The organism is Cupriavidus necator A5-1 (genome assembly GCF_000744095.1).
Classification (GTDB): Bacteria; Pseudomonadota; Gammaproteobacteria; order Burkholderiales; family Burkholderiaceae; genus Cupriavidus; species Cupriavidus necator_A.
The window spans coordinates 567,839-592,201 of record NZ_JQLI01000008.1 but is presented as its reverse complement, the minus strand read 5'-3'; the positions used below and the strand labels follow the sequence as shown (position 1 = coordinate 592,201).

Here is a 24,363-nt window from a genome sequence, read left to right as displayed (position 1 = left end):
TCAACGGCTGGCGGCTTCCGGCATGGCCGGGAGATCGGCCAGCGCGGGCAGCGGACCCGCGCGGCGCAGGCCGAACCACGCCCAGCCGGCCGAGCACAGCGTCACCGCGACCAGCGCCGCGATCGTGTGCTGGTAACTGCGGGTCGCGTCGAACGACCACGCCCCGAGTTGCACCGTCAGGAAAGCGCCCAGCTGATGCCCCAGGAACAGCAGGCCGAACACCTTGCCCTTGATCCGGCTGCCGTAGCGCTCGAAGCAGAACATCGACGTCAGGACCACCGTGCCAAGGTAGCTGGCGCCGAAGCCGATCGCAAACGGCAGCACGCCCAGCCCCGGCACCAGCAGCAACAGCATCGACGCGGAGCGCAGCGCGTAGAACCCGGCCAGCAGCCGGTGCTTGTCAAAGCGCAGCGCCAGCGCGCCGGAGACGATGCCGCTGGCCAGCTCCAGCACGCCCAGCGTGCTCATGCCATAGCCCATCGCCAGGCGCGGCTCGCCCTGCCCTTGCCAGTGCGCGATCACGTGGACGTCGATAAAGGCCATGGTCGCGCCGCAGCCGAAGAAGCTGGCCGCCAGCGCGTAGAAGACCGGATCGCGCCGCACCACCGTCCATGCCGACGTTTGCACGGCAGCCGTGCGCTGCCCCGACGCCGGCTCCCAGCGCGATGCCAGCCACAAGGCCCCGGCAACCGGCACGGCAAACACCGCGCCGGCGACGCCGAAGGCCGCGCTCCAGCTTGCCTGCGGCTGCAGCCAGATCCACAGCGGCGACAGCACGATAAAACCGATCGCGGTGCCGTTGGTGACGACCGCATAGGCCAGCCCCTTCTTGCGCTCCTCGAACAGGCGGTCGACCAGGATGCCCATCGGCACGAAAGTCATCGCCGCCAGTCCGAAGGCGCCGGCGACGCCGAACATCAGCACGAAGAACGCCAGCGACTGCTGCCATAGCGCCACCCCGGCGAGCGCCAGCCCCGCCGCCAACGCACCTGCCGCCGAGGTGCGCAGCGGACCGAGCCGGTCGCTGAGCGCGCCGACCACCGGCGACATCAGCCCGGTGGCCAGCATGAATACGCTGCCGGACCAGGCGAACTGCGCCCGGCCCTGGCCGAAGTGCGCCGCGAGGTCGACGAAATACACCTGGTAGAGGCCCTTGACCGCGGTCGAGACGAACATCGCCGCAAAGCCGATGGCGACCAGGGCAAGGGTGATGGCGGGGATGCGGGTGCGGGGCATGTCGATCTCTCAGTCGTGCGAGGCCTGGTGACATGCTAGGCAAGCCCGCCCCCTGGCCACGGCAACCGCCTGGACCAGAAAAGCAAATTTTCGGCCATCACCGTTGCGTTGCGCTGGAATCGCGCGAGAATGACGGCATCGTACCGCTCGCTCTTCCCTTGCCGCGATGACTACCGCCTATCTCCTGGTGCTGCCCAACGTCCACATGCTCGACCTTGGGGGCCCGCTGCAGATCCTGTCGAGCGTATCGGAGCTGGGCATTGCACCACTCAAGGTGCGCTGCGTCGGGCCGCATTCGAGCGTCACTTCGTTCCAGGGGCCGGCACTGGGCCAGGTCGAACGCCTGCCTGCACGACTCTGCCCCGGGGACGTGGTGCTGGCCATCGGCAGCAAACTTCTGGACACGTTGACCACCTCGCCGGCATGGCACGATACCGCGAGTTGGCTGAAGGCGTCTTTCGCCGACGGCAGGAACGCCGACGTACAGGTCGCCGCCGTCTGCACCGGCGCCTTCCTGCTGGGCGCCGCCGGCCTGCTCGACGGCCGCCTGTGCACCACCCACCACGCCCACACCCGCCGCCTGCGCACGCGGCATCCCGCCGCCTCGGTCATCGACAACCGGGTCTTCGTTCGCGATGGCAATGTGTGGACGTCTGCCGGCGTGGCTTCGGGCATCGACCTGGCGCTGCGTCTGGTGGCCGACGCCTATGGCGACGAAGCCGCCATCGCCGTGGCGCGCGACAACGTGGTGCCCTTCCGCCGATTCAGCGGCGATCCGCAGGTCGCTCCGCAGTTCCGCGCGCGCTCGCACGGCAATGCGCTGGTGCACGCGGTTCAGGACGCGATCTCGCTCGAGCTCGACACCAATGTTGCCGACACGCGCTTCGCCGAGCGCTTCGCCATCAGCGTGCGGCACCTGTCCCGCGTGTTCCATGAAGAAACCGGCCTCACGCCCAAGCAGTTCCAGCTCACGCTACGCATGGCGCGCGCGCGCAAGCTGCTGGCGTCGTCGTCATTGCCGGTAGAAGAGATCGCGCTGAAAAGCGGCTTTGCCAGCGTGCAGGCCTTCCGCGCCTGCTGGAACAAGGCCGAGCCGGCCACGCCGAAGGCGTACCGGCAAGCCCGCGCCGGCAGCGCGGAATGACTGCGCTCAGGTGTGCATCACGATATTGACCAGCCGGCCGAACGGATCGCGTACGTAGAAGCGGCGTACACCCCACGGCTCGTCGGCAGGACCATACTCGATGGCGAAGCCGCCGGCCAGCATGCGGCGATGCGCCTCGTCGACGTCATCGACCTCGATCGACAGGTCCGGCACCGGCGTACCGTTGCCGCCCTCTGTGGCGAAGCTGACCTGGACCGACATCGTGGCATTGCTGCCATAGGTCTGGATCCAGCCGTGGTCCATCAGCACGTCCAGGCCCAGGATGTCCTGGTAGAAAGCGCGGGCACCGGCCGGGTCGGCGACGGCGATGTTGGCAACGATCCGGTTGACCCTCATGCCCGCGCCCCCGCTACTTGGCCACCGGCATCGTGAACTCAGCCCCCTTGGCAATCGAATCCGGCCAACGCTGCATCACGCTCTTGTAGCGCGTGTAGAAGCGCACGCCCTCTTCGCCATAGGCGTGATGGTCGCCGAACAGCGAACGCTTCCAGCCGCCGAACGAGTGCCAGGCCATCGGCACCGGGATCGGCACGTTGATGCCGACCATGCCCACCTGGATCTGCCGCGCAAAGGCGCGCGCGATGCCGCCATCGCTGGTGTAGCACGAGACGCCGTTGCCAAACTCATGCGCATTGATCAGCGCCACCGCTTCGGCAAAGTCATGCACGCGCACCACCGACAGCACCGGGCCGAAGATCTCTTCCTTGTAGATCGTCATGTCCGGCTTGACGTTATCGAACAGCGTGCCGCCGACATAGAAGCCGTTATCGTGGCCTGCGACCTTGTGGCCGCGGCCATCGGTCACCAGCGTCGCGCCCTCTTCCACACCCTTGGCAATATAGCCCTCCACCTTCGCCTTGTGCGCAGCAGTCACCAGCGGACCCATTTCGGCGTCCGACTCCATGCCGTTGCGGATCTTCAGCGAGCTGGCGCGTTCGGCGAGTCGCGGCACCAGCTTGTCGGCGACATCGCCGACTGCCACCGCCACCGAGATCGCCATGCAGCGCTCGCCGGCGGAACCGTACGCAGCACCGATCAGCGCATCGACTGCCTGGTCGAGATCGGCATCGGGCATCACCACCAGGTGGTTCTTGGCTCCGCCCAGCGCCTGCACGCGCTTGCCGTGCTTCGTGCCTTCCGTGTAGATGTACTCGGCGATGGGCGTCGAACCCACGAACGACAGCGCCTGCACATCCGGATGCGCCAGCAGCGCATCGACTGCTTCCTTGTCGCCCTGCACGACATTGAACACGCCATCGGGCAGCCCGGCCTGGCGCAGCAGGTCGGCAATCAGCAGGCTCGGCGACGGATCGCGTTCCGACGGCTTCAGCACGAAGGTATTGCCGCAGGCGATTGCCACCGGGAACATCCACATCGGCACCATCACCGGGAAGTTGAACGGCGTGATGCCGGCCACCACGCCCAGCGGCTGGCGCAGGTTCCAGTTGTCGATGCCGCCGCCGATGTTGTCGGTGAAGTCGGTCTTGAGCAGATTGGGGATGCCGCAGGCGAACTCCACCACCTCGATGCCGCGCGTGACTTCGCCCTTGGCATCCGAGAATACCTTGCCGTGTTCGCGCGTGATCAGCGCGGCCAGGTCGTCGTGGTGCTGGTCGAGCAGTTCCTTGAACTTGAACAGGATGCGCGCGCGGCGCAGCGGCGGGGTTTCGGACCATGCCGGAAAGGCGGCCTTGGCGGCAGCCACGGCGTCGCCCACGTCCTGCGTGGTGCCGAGCGCGACGCGGGCGCTGACCTCGCCGGTGGCGGGATTGAAGACGTCGGCCAGGCGCTGCCCGCTGGCGCGGCGCACGGCGCCGCCGATGTAATGGTGGATCTCGGCCAGTTGCCGGTTTTCTGCGATGTTCACCGGGTTTTTCCTCGATGGCCGCAGGCGTGCGACGCCCACGGACCCATGAAAAAGAGAGACTGCCGGGCCCTCAGGCCCGGCAAGGATGCATGGCGGCCGGGGCCGCTTACTTGACGTCCTGCAGCGCCAGCTTGACGGTATCGAACATCTCGGCGATCTGCGCTTCCGAGATGATCAGTGGCGGCGAGAACGCCAGGATGTCGCCGGTGTAGCGCACCAGCACGCCGCGCTCCAGGCACTTCAGGAACACCTCGTAGGCGCGCAGGCCGGGCTGGCCGGGGCGCGATTCCAGTTCGATGCCCGCAACCAGCCCGAAGTTGCGGATGTCCTTCACGTGCGGCGCGCCGCGTACGCCGTGCACCGCGGCTTCGAACACCGGCGCCAGTTCGGCGGCGCGGCCGAACAGGTTTTCGCGCTGGTACAGGTCGAGCGTCGCGATCGTGGCCGCGGCCGCCAGCGGGTGGCCGGAGTAGGTGTAGCCGTGCAGCAGCTCGATCGTGCCCGGCGCGGCAGCATTGACCACGGTGTCGTGGACTTCGCGGCGCACGGCCACGGCGCCCATCGGCACGGCGGCGTTGTTGATCGCCTTGGCCATGGTGATCAGGTCCGGCGTCACGTTGAAGCGCTCGGCCGCGGTGGCGGCGCCCAGGCGGCCGAAGGCGGTGATCACCTCGTCGAAGATCAGCAGGATGCCGTGCTTGCTGGTGATCTCGCGCAGCTTCTCCAGGTAGCCGACCGGCGGCACCAGCACGCCGGCGGAGCCGGCCAGCGGCTCGACGATCACGGCGGCGACGTTGGCCGGGTCATGCAGCGCCAGGATGCGTTCCAGCTCGTCGGCCAGGTGCGCGCCCCATTGCGGCTGGCCCTTTGAGAAGGCTGCCTCGGCGATGTTCAGCGTGGCCGGCAGGTGGTCGGTGCCCGGCATCAGGTTGGCCGAGTAGGCCTTGCGGTTGGGACCGATGCCGCCCACCGCCATGCCGCCGAAGCCCACGCCGTGATAGCCGCGCTCGCGGCCGATGAAGCGCGTGCGCTGGCCTTCGCCGCGCGCGCGGTGGTAGGCCAGCGCGATCTTCAGCGCAGTGTCGACCGCCTCGGAGCCCGAGTTGGTGAAGAAGATGCGATCCAGCCCCTGCGGCATGATCGCGGCGACCTTGGTGGCAGCCTCGAACGACAGCGGGTGGCCCATCTGGAACGGCGGTGCGTAGTCCAGCGTGGCGGCCTGGCGCGCCACGGCCTGCGCGATCTCCTTGCGGCAGTGGCCGGCGGCGACGCACCACAGGCCCGCGCAACCGTCCAGGATCTGGCGGCCGTCGTGGGTGGTGTAGTACATGCCGCTGGCCGACGCCAGCAGGCGCGGCGCCGCCTTGTACTGGCGGTTGGCGGTAAAGGGCATCCACAGGGCATCGAGATCGGGAATCACGGTCTTGGCGGCGTCCATACGTCCTCCTCAGGGAAATCTGGTTGGCGCGCTGGCTGGTTGCGCAGCGGCGATCTGGTGCCGCCTTGCTCGTAAAAAGGTGCAGGCAAGGAAACGGCGGCAATGACGGCCACTCTACCGGCGGCCTCTGGCCGACAAAATATACAGTCCTGACAGCACTGCCTTACCGTACAGTTTGCTCACGCACAACCGTACAGGCAAGCGCTGCCGGGGTGTGGCCGGCTCACCATCGTGCCACATGCCGCACCGGACCGCCGTACCGCATCCCACGCTGCACTGCGGCAAATTTTGCGTGGCGGAATGCGGCCCCGAGCGAGCTCCTGCGCGGGCCGCTAAACTGTACAGGTTCGTGCCTGCCAGAGTGCCTGATGCTGACCCTGAACCTGACCCGCAGCCGCCGCGGCGGCGAAACCCTGACCGAGCAGATCGTGGCCGGCATCGCCGAGCTGGTGGAGCAGCGCGCGCTGCGCGCCGGCACCGCGCTGCCCTCGGTGCGCCGCTTCGCGCAGCACCATCACGTCAGCACCTTCACCGTGGCCGAGGCCTATGGCCGGCTGACCGCGCTGGGCTACCTGGCTGCGCGTGCCGGCTCGGGCTATACCGTGGCGCACCGCCATGCGCCCACCGGCCACGCTCGCGCGCCGCAATGGGAAGCACCGGGGCTGAACGCGGCGTGGCTGCTGTCCGATGTGTTTGCCGACCATTCCGTGCCGATCAAGGCGGGTGCGGGCTGGCTGCCCGGCGACTGGCTCAACGAGGAAGGCCTGCACCAGGCCATGCGCGCCTCGGCGCGGGTGCCGGCGGCGCAGCTGTCGGGCTATGGCCACCCGTACGGTTTCGCGCCGCTGCGCGAGCATATCGCCACCGGCCTGGGCCAGTACGGCATCCCGCTGCAGGCGCAGCAGGTGGTGCTGACGCAGGGCGCCACGCAGGCGATGGACCTGGTGGTACGCACGCTGCTGCGCGCCGGCGACACGGTGCTGGTGGAATCGCCCTGCTACTGCAACCTCCTGCAGATCCTGCGGCTGGCGGGCTTGCGCGTGGTCGGCGTGCCGCGCTCGGCGGCGGGGCTCGATACCGATGCGCTGGACGATGCCATCCGCGCGCACGCGCCGCGCGCGCTGTTCGTCAACACCGTGCTGCAGAACCCGACCGGCGCCAGCCTGAGCAGCATGAACGCCTTCCGCGTGCTGCAACTGGCCGAGCAGCACCGGCTGCTGGTGGTGGAAGACGACATCTACCGCGAACTGGCGCCGGCGGGCTCGCCGATGCTGGCGGCCATGGACGGGCTGTCGCAGGTGGTCTACGTCAACGGGTTCTCCAAGACCATCACGCCGTCGCTGCGCGTCGGCTATCTCGCCGCCAGCCCGGACCTGGCCAAGGCCTTTGCGCGCACCAAAATGGCGGTCGGCCTGACCTCGTCGGAGGTGACGGAGCGGCTGGTCTATTCGGTGCTGACCAGCGGCCACTACGGCCGCCACGTGGCGGCGCTGGCCGAGCGGCTGCGCGCGCAGCAGGACCGCGTGACCGAGAAGATGGAAGCCCACGGGCTGGAAGTGCTGCTGCGCCCGGAAGGCGGGATGTTCGCGTGGGCGCGGCTGAGTGAGGCGATACAGGCGCGGCTGCAGGCCAGCCGGCGCGGCGAGCCGCTGCACGGCAACCGGCTGGCGACGCTGGCGCTGGAACACGGCATCTGGCTGGCCCCGGGCTCGTACTTCGAGCCGGACGAGACCGATTCCCCGTGGATCCGCTTCAACGTGGCCACCGGCGATGCGCCGCAGCTATGGCAGTTCTTCGACAGCCTGGCGCAGGCGCCGCGCGCGGCGGCGGCCTGACCGGAAGAATCCGACCAAGAATCAGACCGCAGCCACGGCAATGGCAGCCGTCCTGGCCTGCCGGTCGGGCAAGGCGGTGAGGGTACGCATGCGAGCCTTCTTCTTCTGATTCGGGTACTGCTTTTTTTATTCTGGCGGGAGCGTGAGCGGCGCCGCTCCCCGGCGCGGCCTCAGCTCCAGAGGCGCTCGACGACCCAGCCCGCGGTGGCGCAGACACCCACCCAGGTGGTAAGGCAAATGGCAATGAATCGGTAGCTCATCTCGGAAACGACAACAAAGATGTTGCGGCTATGTGAATTCTTCGCCGAATCATACATCCATCCATGAATGTATGTAAGGACGTCGGAAATGCCCGAGCGTTTTGCTAGGACATTTCGCAAGGTGAAAAGCACACCGCTTCCAGAAACCGGGAGCCTGGAGAAGTGCCGGGTCTACCCGGCATGAGGAAACCGGCTGCGCCGCAAGGCAGCAGCCCGGCGGCTGCGTCAGCCGCGCAGGAAAGGCAGCACTTCCTCGAGCAGGCGCTCGGGGATCTCTTCGGCGAGGTAATGCCCGCTCGGCAGCGCATGGCCGCGCACCCGGCGCGCCACCTTGCTCCACTCGTCCAGGGGCCGGAAGCACTGGCCCACCGCGCCATGCTCGCCCCACAGCGCCAGCATCTCGCACTCGACCATGCGGCCCGCGGCGAGGTCCGAGCGGTCATGCTCCAGGTCGATCGAGGCGCTGGCGCGGTAGTCCTCGCAAAGGCCATGGGCGGCGCCGGGCAGGCTCAGGCAGCGCAGGTACTCGGCCATGGCGGCGTCGGTGAACGGCGCCAGGCCGGCGCTGCGGCTGCCCATGGTCTGGCGCAGGTAGAGCGCGGGATCGGCCTCGATCAGGGTCTCCGGGAACGGCGCCGGGCGGATCAGGAAGAACCAGTGCCAGTAGGCGCGCGCAAAGGCCTCGTTGGTCTGCTCGTACATGGCCAGCGTGGGCGCGATGTCGAGCGTCACCAGCTTTTGCACCGCCTCGGGATGGTCGACCGCCAGCCGGTGCGCCACGCGCGCGCCGCGATCATGCGCCAGCACGCTGAACTGGTCGAAACCCAGCGCGCGCATCACCGCGAGCTGGTCGGCGGCCATGGTGCGCTTGCTGTAGTTGGCATGGTCGGGCAGGCCGGCGGGCTTGTCGCTGTCGCCATAGCCGCGCAGGTCGGCCGCCACTACGGTGAAGTGCTGCGCCAGCACCGGCACCACCTTGTGCCAGATCACATGCGTTTGCGGGTGGCCATGTAGCAGCAGCAAACCCGGGCCCTGCCCGCCCGCCACCGCGTGGATGGCCACGTCGCCGCAATCGATCCGGTGCGGCGTGAATCCTTCGAACATCGTCTGTCTCCTGTGCTGGCCGCTGCCATTGGCGTCCGAAGGCTAGTGTAATCACGAAATCCATGGACAGGATTTCCTCTGGCGACACTCATTCGTTCCACTCATTCATCAATCCGGGCCGGCTACCCGCCCCTGCGCCCGTCAGGGACGCAGCCGTTGGCGCACCGGTGCTCTGCTACCCTTGTGCCTGAATGGCCGCGCCGCGTGGCCGCAACTGACCGACTTCAAGCTCTGAGCAGGATCTGACGATGCACACCCACGACCTGTCCGCGTGGACCCACAGCCACACCTTCGACGCCGGCAACCGCGCCGCCGAGCGCGGCACGCGCCTGGTGATGGCGATCACCGCCGCCACCATGGTGGTGGAAATCGCCGCCGGCCTCTGGTTCAACTCGATGGCGCTGCTGGCCGATGGCTGGCACATGAGTTCGCACGCCCTTGCCATCGGCCTGTCGGCCTTTGCCTATGCGGCCGCGCGGCGCTATGCCGGCGACTGGCGCTTTGCCTTCGGCACCTGGAAGATTGAGGTGCTCGCCGGCTTTGCCAGCGCGGTGTTCCTGCTGGGCATCGCGGCGCTGATGGCGGCGGGCTCGGTCGAGCGGCTGTTCAGCCCGCAGACGATCCACTACCGCGAGGCCATGGCCGTGACCGCGCTGGGACTGCTGGTCAACCTGGGCTGCGCGCTGATCCTCGGCGGGCATTCACACGGGCACGGTCATGGCCACGAGCATGGCCTCGATCACGGGCATGGCCACCATCACCACGGTCACGACCATCACCACGACGGCCACCACCACGACATCAACCTGCGCGCCGCCTATGTGCACGTGCTGGCCGATGCCGCGACCTCGGTGCTCGCGATCGTCGCGCTGGCCGGCGGCTGGTGGCTGGGCTGGGCCTGGCTGGACCCGGTGATGGGGCTGGTGGGCGCGGCGCTGGTGGGCAAGTGGGCGATCGGCCTGCTGCGCCAGAGCGGCACGGTGCTGCTGGACCGCGAGATGGACCACCCGGTGGTGGAGGAAGTGCGCGAGGTGCTGGCGAGCCTCGACCATGGTCACAACCACGGTGAGGAACCTACCAGCGTGACCGACTTGCATGTGTGGCGCGTGGGCCGGCAGAAGTTCGCCTGCATCGTCTGCCTGGTGACGCATGACCAGGCGCTGACGCCGCAACGGGTGCGCCAGGCGCTGTCCGTGCACGAGGAACTGGTGCACGTGACGGTGGAGATCAGCCGCTGCGAGGTTGGCGCGCACTGAAGCACGCGTCTCCCGCTCACTCCGCCTGGTGCGAGCTCAGCTCAACTCGCACCACATGCACAGCGGCGGCGTATCGGTATGCCGATGGAATTCGCTGGAGGACATCACCTCCTGCGGCAGCTTGGCGGCGGGCACCAGCGTAAAGCCGTAGCGGGCGAAATAGCTGGGGCAGCTCGAGGCCAGCAGCACCGCGCGCCGCGCGCCGTTGGCGCGCGCGCGCATCAGCGCGGCGTGCACCACGTGCGTGGCCACGCCCTGGTCGCGGTGCTCTGGCAGCACGGCAACCGAGCGGATCACCACGGTCTGGCCGAACAACTCGCCGGCGGCGCAGCCGATGATTTGCGATTCAAGAATCGCAACGTGGAATTGCTCCAGCAGCCGGAGCACGTCGTCTGTCGGCAGGCCGCAACGCTCGAGCACGGCGCCCACGGCTGGCGCGTCCGAGGGCATGGCCGCCCGGATACGCAGGTCTTTGATCATCTGGAGCCTCTCTTCTTCACATCACTTAGCAACGGGAACACCATGGAAGCCCGGTCATGGTTGCGCTGCCGGCAGGCGGCACGCTGTGCACGCAGGCCGTTTTGGCCTGACGCGCAACACTACCCGATCCGCCCGCTTTGATCTATCAGGGATGAAACGGAATAAAGGGGGGTGTACGGAAATACGCAGGTTATTTTGGCGCACGCGCACGCATGGCTGCGCGTGCACGCGGCTGGAATGGAATGCGGGAGAACGCTGAGCGATGAGAGCGTTGCGGAAGCGTCGCGCAGCGCAAGGGAACGGGACGCCGTTCACGCCCGGCGGCAATGCGCCGGCAAGAGAGTACTGGAGGCGGGGATACGGAATCGAACCGTCGTATACGGCTTTGCAGGCCGTTGCATCACCACTCTGCCACCCCGCCCGTGGACGACGCGTCATACAGGCGCGTCGGGTTGCGGGCCGCAGTGTAGCGGGAAATGGAAAAGTCTGCAGGGCACCGCGCGGGCACTGCCCCGGAGCGGCTAGCCGATGTCGCCCATGGCGGACTGGATATAGTTCTGCAGGCCGACCTTGACGACCAGTTCGAGCTGCGCTTCCAGCCAATCGATATGCTCTTCGGTGTCTTCCAGGATATGGACCACGACCTCGCGCGACACATAGTCGCTGACTGATTCGAAATACTTGATCGCTTCCTTGCAGCTGGCCTGCGATACCTGCTCAAGCTTCAGGTCGCAGCGCAACATTTCCTCGGTGTTTTCGCCGATCAGCAGCTTGTCCAGGTCCTGCAGGTTGGGCAGGCCGTCGAGCAGCAGGATGCGCTCAATCAGCTTGTCGGCATGCTTCATTTCCTCGATCGACTCGTCGTATTCGTGCTTGCCCAGGGCGTTGAGCCCCCAATGCCGATACATGCGGGCATGCAGGAAATACTGGTTGATCGCGGTGAGCTCATGCCTGAGCTGGCCATTGAGCAACTGGATCACCTTTTTGTCGGTTTTCATGGCAACCCCTGACGACCCCTCGATACGGTGAATCAATTCTTATTTTCATGCACGTTGAATATCCGCAGCGAATATCCTGCCGTGGCTTTCATGGTAGGTCGGCCAAGGCGGACATCAAGCGAATTCGGCCGGGATTTCCCGGTTTTACCGGCTAATTGAGGATGCGAATGGCAATGGTTTCCATTCGCCCTCTATTCGTCCGATTCGCACACGATAACCAAATAAAAAACGGGCGAACACGGTATCCGCCGCGCCGCCCGTCCTCGGGATTCAGGCAGGAATAATCAGTCCAGCTTCGCGCCCGAATCCGCCACCAGCGTTTTCAGCACCGGCCAGTCGCGCGCATAAAGCGCCTGCGCCTCGGCCGGCGAACTGCCCACGGTGCGCAGTCCCAGCGCCACCAGCCGCGCCTGCATGTCCGGCGTCTGCAGGATCGCGCGCACCTCGCCTTCCAGCTTTGCGACCACCGGCGCGGGCACTCCCACCGGCGCCAGCAGGCCGATCCACCCCAGCGTCTTGAAGGCGCTGTCCTGCATGCCGGATTCGGCAAAGGTCGGCATCTCCGGCAGCGCGCTGCTGCGCTGCGTACCGGTCACGGCCAGCGCCTTGAGCTTGCCGCTCTGGATATACGGCTTGGCCGTCAGGATGCTGGCAAAGCCGAACTGCACCTGCCCGCCGAGCAGGTCCTGCATCATCGGCGCCTCGCCCTTGTATGGCACGTGCGTGGCTTCGCCACGCGTGAGCTTGCTGAAGTAGGCGCCGCTCAGGTGCGACAGCGAGCCCACGCCCCACGAGGCATAGGTGACCTTGCCTGGCCGCGCGTGCACGTAGTCGCCCAGCTCGCGCACCGTGCGCGCCGGCACCGACGGATGCGCCACCAGCACCAGCTGCGCATCGGCCAGCACGCTGATCATGGTCAGGTCCCTGCGCGGGTCGTAGGGCAGCTTCTCATACAGGAACTGGTTGGTCAGCACTGACTGCGTGATCGTCAGCAGCAGCGTGTAGCCGTCGGGCGCGGCCTTGGCCACGGCGTCTGTGCCGATGATGCCGGAGGCGCCGGCCTTGTTGTCTACCACCACGGGCTGGCCCAGCCGCTTGCTGAGCTTCTCGCCCATGGCGCGGGCGATGGTGTCGGTGCCGCCGCCGGCCACGTAGGGCACCACGATGCGGATGGGCTTGACGGGATAGGTCTGCGCGGCGGCCGGCAGGGCCAGGCTGAGCGTCAGCCCGCCGAGTGCGAGCGCGAGCATTGCGCGTCGGTTCATGTCGTCGTCTCCAGGTCGTCTTTATGGTTTTGGAGGACAACGGTAGCGGGCTTGAGAAACTACGTCCAATGCAATATTTTTCAGGTTTCCATGCATAAATGGTTAAGTTCATGAGCTTCCTGGGAATAAGGCAGCTGCATCACTTCGTATCCCTGGTCGAACAGGGCAGCTTTGCCCGCGCCGCCACCGCGCTGCACCTGTCGCAGCCGGCGCTGACGCGCAGCATCCAGGCGCTGGAAGCCGACCTGGGCCAGCTGATCGACCGCAGCTACGGCAAGGTGCGCCCGACCGCGGCCGGCGCGCTGGTGCTGGAACGCGCCCGGCGCATGTTGCGCGAGGGCCGCGAGCTGCGGCGCGACCTGCAGCTGCTGGAGGACGTGGAGATCGGCGAGATCCGCGCCGGCTTCGGGCCGTTCGCCGCGTCGTTCCTGCTCGACCCGGTGCTGGAGGCGCTGGTGCGGCGCTACCCGCGCCTGCGCATCGACGTCGAGACCGCCGACACCCCGACCATGCTGCGCGCACTGGAAGCCGAGCGGCTCGACGTCTTCATCGGCGAAAGCCGCAGCCTGGCGGCGCTCGGCCACCTGCAGATCGAGCGGCTGCCGGCGCTGGAGACCGGGTTCTTCGTGCGCCGCGCGCATCCGCTGGCGCAGTTGCGCGCAGTCAGCCTGCCCGCGCTGACGGCCTACCCGGTGGCGGGGCCGCGGCTGCCGCCGCATATCCGCGATTTCTTCCGGCAAGCGCTGCACGATGCCGGCAAGAATGCCGGAGAGAGTGCCGACCCGGCCGGCGAAGACGCCGCCGCCCTGCTGACCGTCACCTGCAACGACATGCACGCGCTGCGCACGCTGATGCTGGGCACCGACGCCGTGGCGCTGGTACCGGCGGCGATGATGGCCGACGCTTGCGCACAAGGCGCGGCGGTGGCCCTGCCGATGCGCCCGCCCAGCGAACTCAGGGCGCAGTACGGCATCGTGTCGCTGGCCGGGCACTCGCCCTCGCCGGCCGCACGCGCGTTTGCGGCGCTGGTGCATGAAGTGCTGGCGCAAAGCCGCGGCACGCAGCCTTAGCAGAACGTCGAAAAACAGGAATCTGCCCGTCCAAATCTTTTCAGATCGCAGCGAATTATGGCGTGCTATGTTGGTCGCCAGGCGATCCGGCGGCTCGCGCGTGCCCGCCAGGCGGTTTTCGCCGGTGCTCCGGAGGTTCCTGACATGCCAACCAAGCTTGCACGCCGGCTGCTGTCGGCCCTGCCCCTGCTGTGCGCGGCCACCGGCGCTGATGCCACCGAAGGCGCGCTGGGCCGGCCCGTCACCGGCACCAGCTCACGCCCAACGCCGGCATTGTGTCCCCCGAGCCGATCCTGGCCGTCAATATTGGCGAGCTCTACCTCGACGGCTCGATCAGCGGCAGCCGCACCGATCGCAGGCAAGGCCTCGCTGGGGATCGACGCGCAGGTCGCGTTCACGCTGGCCACCGTGATGAAGGTCTGGGACACCGGGCCCGGCGCATGGAACTTCGCCTCCAGCTTCACGCTGTCGTACGTATGGACGAAGGTGACGGCCAATCTCAGCGCCGGGCGCGCGGGCGCCAGCACGCAGGACACCGCGTCGAACCTGTTCGATATCTACTTCACGCCGATCATCGCGGTGTACCACTCCAAGACCGAGCATGTTGCGCTGAGCCTGAACATCTGGGCACCCACGGGCAAGTACGATCCGAACGCGCTGGCCAATCCGAGCCTGAACAACTGGACCTTTGTGCCGCAGGTCGCCTATACCAAGCTGTTCCCCGAGCATGGGCTGGAGTTCGATGCCGTGGCCGGGCTGCAGTTCTACACACGCAACAGCGCCACCGGTTACCAGAACGCGCCGCTGTTCACGCTGGACACGATGCTGCTCAAGCGCTTTTCCAACGGCGCGGGTGTGGGCCTGATCGCCGGCACCACGCAACAGCTCGGCGACGACAGCGGCCCGCTGGCCGACAGCCTGAACGGCTTCCGCGGCCATGACTGGGCCATGGGCCCGATCGTCACCTACGACACCAAGATCGGCGCCAGGAGCCTGCTGTCCGCTGAGTTTGCGCTGGGTGCCGACAGTGGCAAGCAAGAACCGGCTGAGGAGCACTAGCACGTTCATGGGGACGGCGGCGATCGTATTCTGAGATCGGTGTATCCGCTGACAGCGCGGGCGTTCCTGTTGTACGTGGCGTGAGGACGCGCACCAAAGCAAAGAGGCCCCGAAGGGCCTCTTTTGCATGATGACGCGCCGACTTACTCCACCGTCACCGACTTCGCCAGGTTGCGCGGCTTGTCCACATCCGTCCCCCGCGCGCACGCCGTGTGATACGCCAGCAGCTGCAGCGGCACCACATGCAGGATCGGCGACAGGTCACCGTAGTGCTCAGGCATCCGGATCACCTGGATCCCATCCGACGACTGGATCTGCGTATCGCTGTCGGCAAACACATAGAGCCGGCCACCGCGCGCACGCACTTCCTGGATATTGGACTTGAGCTTTTCCAGCAGCGCGTCGTTGGGCGCGACCGTGACCACCGGCATCGCCTCGGTCACCAGCGCCAGCGGCCCGTGCTTCAGTTCGCCCGCCGGATAAGCTTCAGCATGGATATACGAGATTTCCTTGAGCTTGAGGGCGCCTTCCATCGCGATCGGGTAGTGCAGGCCACGGCCCAGGAACAGCGCGTTCTCGCGACGCGCGAAGTCTTCCGACCAGGCGATGATCTGCGGCTCCAGCGCCAGCACGCCGTGCAGCGCGGCGGGCAGGTGGCGCAGGTTGGCCAGGTCGCGGGCCTCGGCCTCTTCGGTCAGCAGCCCGCGCGTCTTGGCCAGCGCCAGCGTCAGCATGTACAGCGCGGCCAGCTGCGTGGTGAAGGCTTTGGTCGAGGCCACGCCGATCTCGGTGCCGGCGCGGGTCAGGAAGCGCAGTTCGGTTTCGCGCACCATCGCGCTGGTGGCGACGTTGCACACCGCCAGCGTATGGACATGGCCGAGCGCGCGTGCGTGGCGCAGCGCGGCCATGGTGTCGGCGGTTTCCCCGGACTGCGAGATCACCACCACCAGCGCGCGCGGGTTGGGCACGGTGTCGCGGTAGCGGTATTCGCTGGCGACCTCGACCTGCGTCGGGATCTTGGCGATGCTTTCCAGCCAGTACTTGGCCGTGCAGCCGGAGTAGTAGCTGGTGCCGCAGGCCAGGATCAGGATGCTGTCGATGCCGGCAAAGACCTCGGCGGCGCCCTTGCCGAACAGTTCCGGCGAGATGGTCTCGATGCCTTCCAGCGTGTCGCCCAGCGCGCGCGGCTGCTCGAAGATTTCCTTCTGCATGAAGTGGCGGTACGGGCCCAGCTCGACCGACGCGGCGTGGGCTTCGACCAGGCGCGCCTCGCGCTCGACCGCATGGTCTTGCGCGTCGTGGATGGCCACGCCGTCCAGCGAGATCTCGACCACATCACCCTCTTCCAGGTAGATGATGCGGTTGGCGGTGCCGGCCACGGCAAGTGCGTCGGAGGCGAGGAAGGCCTCGTTCTCGCCCAGCGCCACCACCAGCGGCGAACCGGCGCGGGCGCCGACCACGACGCCGGGCAGGTCCTTGGCGAACACGGCGATGGCGTAGGCGCCGTGCAGGCGCTTGGTCACCGCGCGCACCGAGGCGAACAGGTCGCCGCGCGTGGCGCCACTCGGGTAGGTGTAGGCCTGGTGGATCAGGTGGGCGACCACCTCCGAGTCGGTCTGCGACTCGAAGCCGTAGCCGACCGCGCGCAGTTCCTCGCGCAGCGGCTCGTAGTTCTCGATGATGCCGTTGTGCACCAGCGCGATGGTCTCGCCCGACAGGTGCGGGTGCGCGTTGACGGTATCGGGCTTGCCGTGGGTGGCCCAGCGGGTATGCGCGACGCCGGTAAAGCCGGACAGGCCCGAGGCCTGGGTCTGCGCGTCGAGGTCAGCCACGCGCGACACGGTGCGCGCGCGCTCGACCGCGTCGCCGCGCACGACGGCGACGCCGCACGAGTCATAGCCGCGATACTCCAGGCGGCGCAGCCCTTCGATCAGGACCGGAACGATATTGCGCGTGGAAACCGCGCCGACGATGCCACACATGGTGAACCCCCGTTTCAGGCGCCGGTTGCCCGGCGCCGGTATCAAACCACTGACGCCGCCTCGCCGAGGCGGAGGCCGCGTTTCCCTGGCCGCTCAAGCGGCGGCCTGACGATTACTTCTTCGGCTGCTTGACTGGACGCTGCCAGGCGTCGACGGTTAGCTGCCTGGCCCGCGACAGCGTCAGCTTGTCGGCGGGCGCCTCCTTGGTCAGCGTGGTGCCGGCACCCAGCGTGGCGCCGCGGCGCACCGTCACCGGCGCCACCAACTGCGTGTCGGAGCCGATAAAGACATCGTCCTCGATCACCGTGCGGTGCTTGTTCACACCGTCATAGTTGCAGGTGATGGTACCCGCGCCAATGTTGACGCGCGACCCCACTGTGGCATCGCCCACATAGGCCAGGTGATTGGCCTTGCTGTGCGCGGCCACTTGGGCGTTCTTGACCTCGACGAAATTGCCGATATGCACGTCTTCGCCCAGCTCGGTGCCGGGGCGCAGCCGCGCGTACGGGCCGATGCGGCCGGCCGGGCCGATCTTTGCCTCGTCGATATGGCAGAACGGATGCACCTGCGCGCCGGCACCCACGGTACTGTTGCGGATCACGCAACTGGCGCCGATGCGCGCACCGTCTTCCAGGTGGACACGGCCTTCGAACACGCAGCCCACGTCGATGGTGACGTCGCGGCCACAGGTCAGCTCGCCGCGAACGTCGATACGGGCCGGGTCCAGCAGCGTCACGCCGGCTTCCAGCAGGCGCCGGGCCTGGTTGCCCTGGTGGATGCGCTCCACCTCAGCAAGCTGCAGCTTGCTGTTGACGCCAAGCGTCTCCCAGATCGCCGCGGGCTGCGCCGAGACGATCTCCACGCCTTCAGTGGCGGCGCGCTCGACGGTATCGGTCAGGTAGTACTCGCCCTGGGCGTTGTCGTTGCGCAGCGTGGAAAGCCACTTGCGCAGGTGGCCGGTCGGGCACACGATAATGCCGGTGTTGATCTCGCGGATCGCCTTGACCGCCTCAGTGGCGTCCTTTTGCTCGACAATGCGCACGATGCTGCCTGCGGCGTCCCGCACGATGCGGCCATAGCCGGTCGGGTCTGGCATTTCCACCGTCAGCACGCCGAAGCGCTGCGTGCCGGCTTCGGCCACCAGCGCCTTGAGCGTGGCAGCGGTTGTGAGCGGCACATCACCGTACAGAACCAATGTGGGATGGCTGTCGTCCAACAATGGAAGTGCCTGCATCACCGCATGGCCCGTGCCAAGCTGCTGGGCCTGTTCGGCGAAGGCGACATCGTCTGCGGCAACGGCCTCGCGCACGCGCTCGGCACCGTGACCGACGACGACGACCAGCCGCGACGGCGACAGCGCACGAGCCGTATCCAGGACGTGGGCCAGCATGGGCCGCCCCGCTACCGGGTGCAGCACCTTGGGCAAATCGGAATACATCCGCTTGCCCACGCCTGCGGCGAGAATGACGATATTCACAAGGAGACCCCTAAGTGAGTGTGTCCGAAAATATTCTGGAAAACGCCGGCCGGGTGTTTCGCGGACTGTGCCGCCAGGGTTGGCGGAACAGCGCCGACGGGCCCGCGAAAAACCCCGCAAACCCTTGCCAGTACTGGGCTGGCGGCCACCAAAACAAGCCCGGGGCGATGCGCGCCGATTTTAACATGGCGCATTCTGCGCAACGCGTCACTGTTTCTGAAATTCACAATCGCTGGGCACGCCGGATTTTCGTGTTTCTGGGTGCTGCCGCACTGTGCGCATGCAATGCGATGAAGCTGGGATACCAGCAGGGCGACCACCTGGCGTACTGGTGGATCGACAACTATGTCGACGTCAGTTCCGAGCAGGAACCGCACACGCGCGAGGCCATCGCGCGCTTCTTCGCCTGGCACCGCAAGGCGCAGCTGCCAGAGATCGCCGGCCTGCTGCAGCAGGCCAAGACCGAGGTGCGGCAGCCGGTCAGCCCGGCCATGGTCGAGCAATTCCAGGAGGCCTCGCAGCGGCTCGCGCGCCAGTCATTTGACTATGCAATGCCCGATATGGCCGACCTGCTGCTGACGCTGACGCCTGAGCAGATCAGCCGGATGGAGAAGAAATTCGCCGAGGGCAATGCCAAGTACCGCAAGACATTCCTGAATCCCAAGCCGGCCGAGCGCGAAGAGGCACGCTTTGACAAGGTGATGGACTACGCCAAGCTGGTCTACGGCAGCTTCTCCCACGAACAGGAACAGGCGATCCGCGCCGCGCTCGCTCCCGTGGTGCAGAACGCCGAAGCGCGCTATGCCGAGCGCGTGGCCCGGCAGCAGGAATGGATCAAGCTGGTGCGCTACGTGCAGACCACGCAACCGCCCAAGGCGCAGGTGATGGACCTGCTGCGGCGCTTCCGCGACTACTGGCAGAACCCGCCAGGCAGGCGCGCGGCCAGCCACGAAGCCAGCACCAACGCCGGCATTGCGCTGACCGTGGCCATCGCCAACATGACCACGCCCAAGCAGAAGGCACACGCCGAAGACCGCTTCCAGAAGTGGATCGAGGATACGCATGCGCTGATGCGCGAGAAGGGGGGCGGGCCGGTGCGGGCGGCGGCGGCCAACTGAAGCCACGGACTCGCCCAATGCAACACGCCCGCGCAAGCGGGCGTGTTGCTGTATGGCTGTCGCGGCGTTACTGCGTGCCGGCCTGCTCCGCCGTGGGGGTTGCTGCCGCGGCCGGGCGCTCGAAGCGCACGAACTCCATCCGGTTCTCTTCCACGCTACCGGCGAACACCAGCGGCTGCTGCTGGAAGGTGGTCTCGCCGAACAGGGAGGCCTCGTCCACCTTGGCCAGCCCGGTGGCCAGGCCCATGAACGGGAACAGCTCGGTATCGGCCAGGTGCGACGGCACCACGTTGCGCAGGGCCGAGAAGATATTGTCGATGCGCCCCGGGTTCTCGCGCTCCCACTGCTGCAGCATCTCGCTGACCTTCTTGCGCTGCAGGTTCTCCTGCGAGCCGCACAGGTTGCACGGGATGATCGGGAATTCCATCGCGCGCGCATACGCGGCGATGTCCTTCTCCGAGCAGTAGGCCAGCGGGCGGATCACGATGTGCTGGCCATCGTCGGTCGACAGCTTGGGCGGCATCGCCTTCATCTTGCCGCCGAAGAACATGTTCAGGAAGAAGGTCTGGACGATATCGTCGCGGTGGTGGCCCAGCGCGATCTTGTTGGCGCCCAGCTCCTTGGCGGTGCGGTAGATCACGCCGCGGCGCAGGCGCGAGCACAGCGAGCAGGTGGTCTTGCCCTCGGGCACCTTCTCCTTGACGATCGAGTAGGTGTCCGCCTCGACGATCAGGTATTCCACGCCCACCGACTTCAGGTACTCCGGCAGCACGTGCTCCGGGAAGCCGGGCTGCTTCTGGTCCAGGTTCATCGCGATCAGCTTGAACTTGATCGGCGCGCGCTTCTGCAGCGCCATCAGGACCGACAGCATGGTGTACGAGTCCTTGCCGCCACTCATGCAGACCAGCACGGTGTCGCCGTCCTCGATCATGCCAAAGTCGCCGATGGCCTTGCCGGTTTGCGATTGCAGCCTCGTCTCGAGGCGGTAGAAGTTGTTCGAGTGGCTCATGGAGCATCCTGTTGCGTGGCACCCGCCGGATGGAATGGCCGGCGCGGCGCGAAGGGGCAACATTTTACTTTAGGCGCCCGCACGATGCCGGCGCCAGTGGAACCGCGGCTCAGGCCTGCTTGATATGAAAGACCTCGACGCCGACCGAATCGCAGTCCGGGTACACGTCAGGCTTTTCGGTCGAGACACGCACCGCGCGCACCTTGGGATGCCTGAGCATGGCGCGCGCGACGTCGTCGCACAAGGTTTCCTGCAGGTGCACGTGGCCTTGCGCCATGCGCTCGGCCACGGTGTTGCGCATGAAGTCGTAGTCGACCACTTCTTCGAGCTTGTCCGCCTGGGGCGTGCTCTGCGCCAGCGGCACGAACAGGTCGATATTGATCAGCACCCGCTGTTCGCCCTTCTTCTCGAACTCGTGCACGCCGATATTGATCTGCACTTCGTAGTTGCGCAGGAACATGCGTCGGCAGTCTTGCAGGCTGGGGTGGGAAAGGGCGGCGAGCATGGTCATGGCGGGCAGCGGAGGGAGGAAAAAGGAAACCGCGCCCGGCGGGCGCGGCACATCGATCGGTACTTCGGTAATCCCGAGTTTCGGTAGAAGGCCGGCTTCCAGCTTACTCGGTCAAGAACATCACGTCGCGCGCGAGCGGCATCAGGTGCTGGCCGCCGTCCACGTACAGCGTGGTGCCGGTCACGGCGCGCGCCTGCGCCAGGTAGGCCACCGCCTGGGCGATATCCTCGGGCGTGGACGACTGGCCAAGCGGCGTCACCCGGTGCGCGCGGCGGAAGCTCTGCTCGGACTGCTCGCCCGACACCAGCGTGATGCCCGGGGCCACGCCGACCACGCGCAGGCGCGGCGCCAGCGCCTGCGCCAGCTGCACCGTGGCGGTCTGCAGCGCGGCCTTGGACAGCGTGTACGACAGGAAATCCGGGTTCAGGTTATCCAGCTTCTGGTCGAGCAGGTTGATCACCACACCGCGCGGCTCGGCGGCCTTGTCGGAGCCAGCGGCGGCGGCAAGGGCCTTGTGCAGTTCGCGCGCCAGCAGCAGCGGCGCCGCCACATTGGTGCGCATATGCGTATCGAGCGACGCATACGAGAAGCTGGTCGCCACGTCGTACTGGAACAGCGAGGCGTTGTTGACCAGGCAGGTGGGCACGCCCAGCGCGGCGGTGCAGTCGGCCACCAGGCGGCCGGTGGCGGCTTCGTCGGCCAGGTCGGCGCGCAGCACCGCGGCGCGGCGGCCGAGGGCGCGGATCTGCGTGGCCAGGGCCTCGGCCTCGTCCACCGAGCGATGGCAGTGCACGGCCACGTCCCAGCCCTGCGCGGCCAGTTCGAGCGCGATGGCACGGCCCAGGCGGCGCGCGCCGCCGGTCACGAGCGCCACGCCGCGCGTGGTGGCGGACGCAGCGGCGGGCTGGGCGGGCTGGGCCGAGGGTTGGCTGGCCGGAGTATTGGATGCGGGCATTGCTACAATCGCGGGATGCAGAAAGCCGCTAGTTTACCCCTTCCCCCCGCCGACGCGCAGGCCGCCTCCGATACCCTTACCGCCCGTATTGGCGAATCCATCGATGCGGCCGGCGGCTGGACCGGTTTTGACCGCTACATGGCGCAGGCGCTGTACGCGCCCGGGCTGGGCTATTACAGCGGCGGCTCGGCCAAGTTCGGGCGCGATGCCCGCGACGGCAGCGACTTCATCACCGCCCCCGAACTGAGCCCCTTCTTCGCGCGCACGCTGGCGCGCCAGTTCGCGCCGCTGCTGGCGCAGGGCCTGCCGGGCGTGATGGAATTCGGCGCCGGCACCGGGCGGCTGGCGGCGGATTTGCTGCTGGGGCTGGAGCAGGAAGGCCGGTTGCCGGAGACGTATGCGATCGTCGAGCTGTCGGGCGAACTGCGCGCGCGCCAGCAAGCCACGCTGGCGCAACGCGCACCACACCTGGCGGACCGGGTCACCTGGCTCGACACGCTGCCGGACACCTTCGCAGGCGTGATCGTCGGCAATGAAGTGCTGGATGCGATGCCGGTGCGGCTCTACGCGCGCAACGGCGGCCGCTGGCATGAGCGCGGCGTGGTGCGCAGCGACGATGGCGAACGCGCCTTCCGCTTCGAGGACCGCCCGCTGGCCGACGCCGACGTGTCGGAGGCCCTGCGCGCCATCCCAGGCGACCATGACCTCGTCACCGAGACCCATGCCGAAGCCGAAGGCTTCATCCGTGCGGTCGGTGCGATGCTGGCACGCGGCGCGGCCTTCTTCATCGACTATGGCTTCCCCGCGGGCGAGTACTACCATCCGCAGCGCGCCGGCGGCACGCTGATGTGCCACTACCGCCATCATGCGCACCCGGACCCGTTCCTCTACCCGGGTCTGCAGGACATCACCGCGCACGTGAACTTCAGCGGCATCGCCCATGCGGCCGTGGACGCCGGACTGACGGTATCGGGCTTTGCCTCGCAGGCGCGCTTCCTGATGAATGCCGGCATCACCGAGCTGCTGATGGCACTGGATCCGTCCGACGCGCGCGCCTTCCTGCCGCAGGCCAACGCTGTGCAGAAGCTGCTGTCCGAAGCGGAAATGGGCGAGCTGTTCAAGGTGATCGCGCTCACGCGCGGCCTGGACGACAGCGAGCCGATGGACGGCTTTGCGCGCGGCGACCGCTGCCACACCCTGTAACGGCACCGGAGCCGACATGCTGCGCTGGACCCTCACCATCTTCCTGAGCGTGATCGTGTTGTCCGCGGCGCTGCCGTGGCTGCAGAAGATCGGGCTGGGAAAACTGCCCGGCGACGTGCGTTTTCGCGTGTTCGGACGCGAATTCGTGCTGCCGTTTGCGTCGACGATCCTGATCTCGCTGATCGCGCTGGTGATCGGCAAGCTGCTTTAGGTCAGCGAATCACTTGATCGCCCCGACAGTGAACCCCGCGACGAAGCGGTCAAGGAAACTGTTATAGAGCGCAGCGACCGGCACGCTGACGATCAGGCAGGCACCCATCAGGGAACCCCAGAAATAGACATCGCCCCGCACCAGGAAGGTCGGCACGCCGACGCTCACCGTGTACTGCGACGAACTGGTGATGAAGGTTAGCGCATAGACGAATTCCTGCATCGCCAGCGTAGCGCTGAAGATGACCACGGTCAGTATCCCGCTTGACGACAGCGGCACCACCACCTTCAGGAACGCGCCGAAGCGGCTCAGGCCGTCCATCATCGCGGCTTCCTCGATGTCGCGCGGCACCGCCTTGAAGAACCCCATCATCAGCCAGCTGCAGAACGGCACCGTGAAGCTGGGGTACACCAACACCAGCGACCACAGCGAATCCTGCAGTCCGAGCGCGCCGATGATGCGCGAGAACGGGATAAACAGGATGGTGGGCGGAATCAGGTAGGTCAAGAAGATGCCGATGGCCCACTGCCGGCCCCATCGCCCCGACAGCCGGGCCAGGCTGTAGCCGGCGGGCACGGCCAGCAGCAGCGTGATCAGCACTACGCCCACGGCCACGACCAGCGTATTGAGCACCCAGCGCAGATAGCGGGTCTCGCCGAACAGGATCCGCAGGTTCTCCATCGTCGGCGGCAGGTTGAACAGGAACGGGTTGTTGGCGGTGTTGATCAGGTCGTGCACATCCTTGAAGGTCGTGATCAGCATCCAGTAGAAGGGAAACGCGCAGAACGCCGCAAACGCGGCGACGACGCCGAAATGGGCGCTGCGCGCACCCCAGCGTCGCCAGGTGATGGCAGCGGGGCGCAT

At 67.1% G+C, this 24,363-nt stretch carries 21 protein-coding genes, 1 tRNA gene and 1 pseudogene; 8 read left to right on the top strand and 15 right to left on the bottom strand.

The window, feature by feature from the left end; all coding sequences use genetic code 11:
- Nucleotides 1-1,236, bottom strand: coding sequence for an MFS transporter (locus K307_RS26920; RefSeq protein ID WP_042883891.1), 1,236 nt, complete (start codon nucleotides 1,234-1,236; stop codon nucleotides 1-3).
- A 166-nt stretch (nucleotides 1,237-1,402) separates the two neighbouring features.
- On the opposite strand from K307_RS26920, the gene K307_RS26915 reads away from it, so the two are divergent.
- Nucleotides 1,403-2,380, top strand: coding sequence for a GlxA family transcriptional regulator (locus K307_RS26915; protein WP_063771721.1), 978 nt, complete (start codon nucleotides 1,403-1,405; stop codon nucleotides 2,378-2,380).
- Nucleotides 2,381-2,386: 6 nt separating this feature from the next.
- Here the strand turns inward: K307_RS26915 and K307_RS26910 are convergent, their stop codons facing one another.
- The 3 genes from K307_RS26910 to K307_RS26900 form a co-directional block, all read right to left on the bottom strand.
- A complete protein-coding gene (locus K307_RS26910) occupies nucleotides 2,387-2,737 on the bottom strand; it encodes a glyoxalase superfamily protein (protein ID WP_042883890.1) in 351 nt (116 codons plus the stop codon).
- A 13-nt stretch (nucleotides 2,738-2,750) separates the two neighbouring features.
- Complete coding sequence (locus K307_RS26905; RefSeq protein WP_042883889.1) at nucleotides 2,751-4,268, bottom strand: CoA-acylating methylmalonate-semialdehyde dehydrogenase; 1,518 nt, start codon at nucleotides 4,266-4,268, stop codon at nucleotides 2,751-2,753.
- 106 nt (nucleotides 4,269-4,374) lie between these two features.
- Nucleotides 4,375-5,706, bottom strand: coding sequence for an aspartate aminotransferase family protein (locus K307_RS26900; protein ID WP_042883888.1), 1,332 nt, complete (start codon nucleotides 5,704-5,706; stop codon nucleotides 4,375-4,377).
- A gap of 368 nt (nucleotides 5,707-6,074) precedes the next feature.
- On the opposite strand from K307_RS26900, the gene K307_RS26895 reads away from it, so the two are divergent.
- Nucleotides 6,075-7,541, top strand: a complete 1,467-nt coding sequence (locus K307_RS26895) for a PLP-dependent aminotransferase family protein (protein WP_042883887.1) — start codon at nucleotides 6,075-6,077, stop codon at nucleotides 7,539-7,541.
- Between the two features lie 485 nt (nucleotides 7,542-8,026).
- On the opposite strand, the gene K307_RS26890 is transcribed toward K307_RS26895, so the two are convergent.
- Nucleotides 8,027-8,905 carry an alpha/beta fold hydrolase gene (locus K307_RS26890; RefSeq protein ID WP_042883886.1) on the bottom strand — a complete coding sequence of 293 codons (879 nt, stop codon included), beginning with the start codon at nucleotides 8,903-8,905 and terminating at the stop codon, nucleotides 8,027-8,029.
- A 248-nt stretch (nucleotides 8,906-9,153) separates the two neighbouring features.
- Between K307_RS26890 and dmeF the strand changes: the two genes are divergently transcribed.
- A complete protein-coding gene (gene dmeF, locus K307_RS26885; RefSeq protein WP_042883885.1) occupies nucleotides 9,154-10,161 on the top strand; it encodes a CDF family Co(II)/Ni(II) efflux transporter DmeF in 1,008 nt (335 codons plus the stop codon).
- 36 nt (nucleotides 10,162-10,197) lie between these two features.
- Here the strand turns inward: dmeF and K307_RS26880 are convergent, their stop codons facing one another.
- From K307_RS26880 to K307_RS26865, 4 genes are all read right to left on the bottom strand, one after another.
- Nucleotides 10,198-10,641, bottom strand: coding sequence for a GNAT family N-acetyltransferase (locus K307_RS26880; RefSeq protein WP_042883884.1), 444 nt, complete (start codon nucleotides 10,639-10,641; stop codon nucleotides 10,198-10,200).
- Nucleotides 10,642-10,987: 346 nt separating this feature from the next.
- A tRNA-Cys gene (locus tag K307_RS26875) sits at nucleotides 10,988-11,062 on the bottom strand.
- A gap of 100 nt (nucleotides 11,063-11,162) precedes the next feature.
- A complete protein-coding gene (bfr, locus tag K307_RS26870) occupies nucleotides 11,163-11,639 on the bottom strand; it encodes a bacterioferritin (protein WP_042883883.1) in 477 nt (158 codons plus the stop codon).
- A gap of 284 nt (nucleotides 11,640-11,923) precedes the next feature.
- Nucleotides 11,924-12,904, bottom strand: coding sequence for a Bug family tripartite tricarboxylate transporter substrate binding protein (locus tag K307_RS26865; protein ID WP_042883882.1), 981 nt, complete (start codon nucleotides 12,902-12,904; stop codon nucleotides 11,924-11,926).
- 119 nt (nucleotides 12,905-13,023) lie between these two features.
- On the opposite strand from K307_RS26865, the gene K307_RS26860 reads away from it, so the two are divergent.
- Together K307_RS26860 and K307_RS26855 are read left to right on the top strand one after the other, a co-directional pair.
- The gene (locus K307_RS26860; RefSeq protein WP_042887447.1) at nucleotides 13,024-13,974 is read left to right on the top strand and encodes a LysR family transcriptional regulator; all 951 of its coding nucleotides are present in this window, start codon (nucleotides 13,024-13,026) and stop codon (nucleotides 13,972-13,974) included.
- 144 nt (nucleotides 13,975-14,118) lie between these two features.
- A pseudogene (locus K307_RS26855) lies at nucleotides 14,119-15,067 on the top strand (SphA family protein).
- 109 nt (nucleotides 15,068-15,176) lie between these two features.
- Here the strand turns inward: K307_RS26855 and glmS are convergent.
- Together glmS and glmU are read right to left on the bottom strand one after the other, a co-directional pair.
- Nucleotides 15,177-17,015 (bottom strand): glutamine--fructose-6-phosphate transaminase (isomerizing), encoded by a 1,839-nt coding sequence (glmS, locus tag K307_RS26850; protein ID WP_042883881.1) that lies wholly within the window; start codon nucleotides 17,013-17,015, stop codon nucleotides 15,177-15,179.
- Between the two features lie 112 nt (nucleotides 17,016-17,127).
- Complete coding sequence (gene glmU / locus K307_RS26845) at nucleotides 17,128-18,492, bottom strand: bifunctional UDP-N-acetylglucosamine diphosphorylase/glucosamine-1-phosphate N-acetyltransferase GlmU (RefSeq protein WP_042883880.1); 1,365 nt, start codon at nucleotides 18,490-18,492, stop codon at nucleotides 17,128-17,130.
- A 290-nt stretch (nucleotides 18,493-18,782) separates the two neighbouring features.
- On the opposite strand from glmU, the gene K307_RS26840 reads away from it, so the two are divergent.
- Nucleotides 18,783-19,610, top strand: a complete 828-nt coding sequence (locus K307_RS26840) for a DUF6279 family lipoprotein (RefSeq protein ID WP_042883879.1) — start codon at nucleotides 18,783-18,785, stop codon at nucleotides 19,608-19,610.
- A gap of 67 nt (nucleotides 19,611-19,677) precedes the next feature.
- Here K307_RS26840 and ttcA read toward each other — a convergent pair whose 3' ends face one another.
- The 3 genes from ttcA to K307_RS26825 form a co-directional block, all read right to left on the bottom strand.
- Complete coding sequence (gene ttcA, locus K307_RS26835; protein ID WP_042883878.1) at nucleotides 19,678-20,619, bottom strand: tRNA 2-thiocytidine(32) synthetase TtcA; 942 nt, start codon at nucleotides 20,617-20,619, stop codon at nucleotides 19,678-19,680.
- 109 nt (nucleotides 20,620-20,728) lie between these two features.
- Nucleotides 20,729-21,130 (bottom strand): dihydroneopterin aldolase, encoded by a 402-nt coding sequence (locus tag K307_RS26830; protein WP_042883877.1) that lies wholly within the window; start codon nucleotides 21,128-21,130, stop codon nucleotides 20,729-20,731.
- A gap of 103 nt (nucleotides 21,131-21,233) precedes the next feature.
- Complete coding sequence (locus K307_RS26825) at nucleotides 21,234-22,085, bottom strand: SDR family oxidoreductase (RefSeq protein WP_042883876.1); 852 nt, start codon at nucleotides 22,083-22,085, stop codon at nucleotides 21,234-21,236.
- 15 nt (nucleotides 22,086-22,100) lie between these two features.
- Here K307_RS26825 and K307_RS26820 point away from each other — a divergent pair, with 15 nt between their 5' ends.
- Together K307_RS26820 and K307_RS26815 are read left to right on the top strand one after the other, a co-directional pair.
- Entirely contained in the window at nucleotides 22,101-23,288 is a 1,188-nt protein-coding gene (locus K307_RS26820; protein ID WP_042883875.1) for a class I SAM-dependent methyltransferase, read from the top strand.
- 16 nt (nucleotides 23,289-23,304) lie between these two features.
- Nucleotides 23,305-23,499 carry a DUF2905 domain-containing protein gene (locus tag K307_RS26815; RefSeq protein ID WP_022533324.1) on the top strand — a complete coding sequence of 65 codons (195 nt, stop codon included), beginning with the start codon at nucleotides 23,305-23,307 and terminating at the stop codon, nucleotides 23,497-23,499.
- Between the two features lie 9 nt (nucleotides 23,500-23,508).
- On the opposite strand, the gene K307_RS26810 is transcribed toward K307_RS26815, so the two are convergent.
- Nucleotides 23,509-24,363: a carbohydrate ABC transporter permease gene (locus tag K307_RS26810; protein ID WP_042883874.1), complete on the bottom strand. Its 855-nt coding sequence runs from the start codon at nucleotides 24,361-24,363 to the stop codon at nucleotides 23,509-23,511.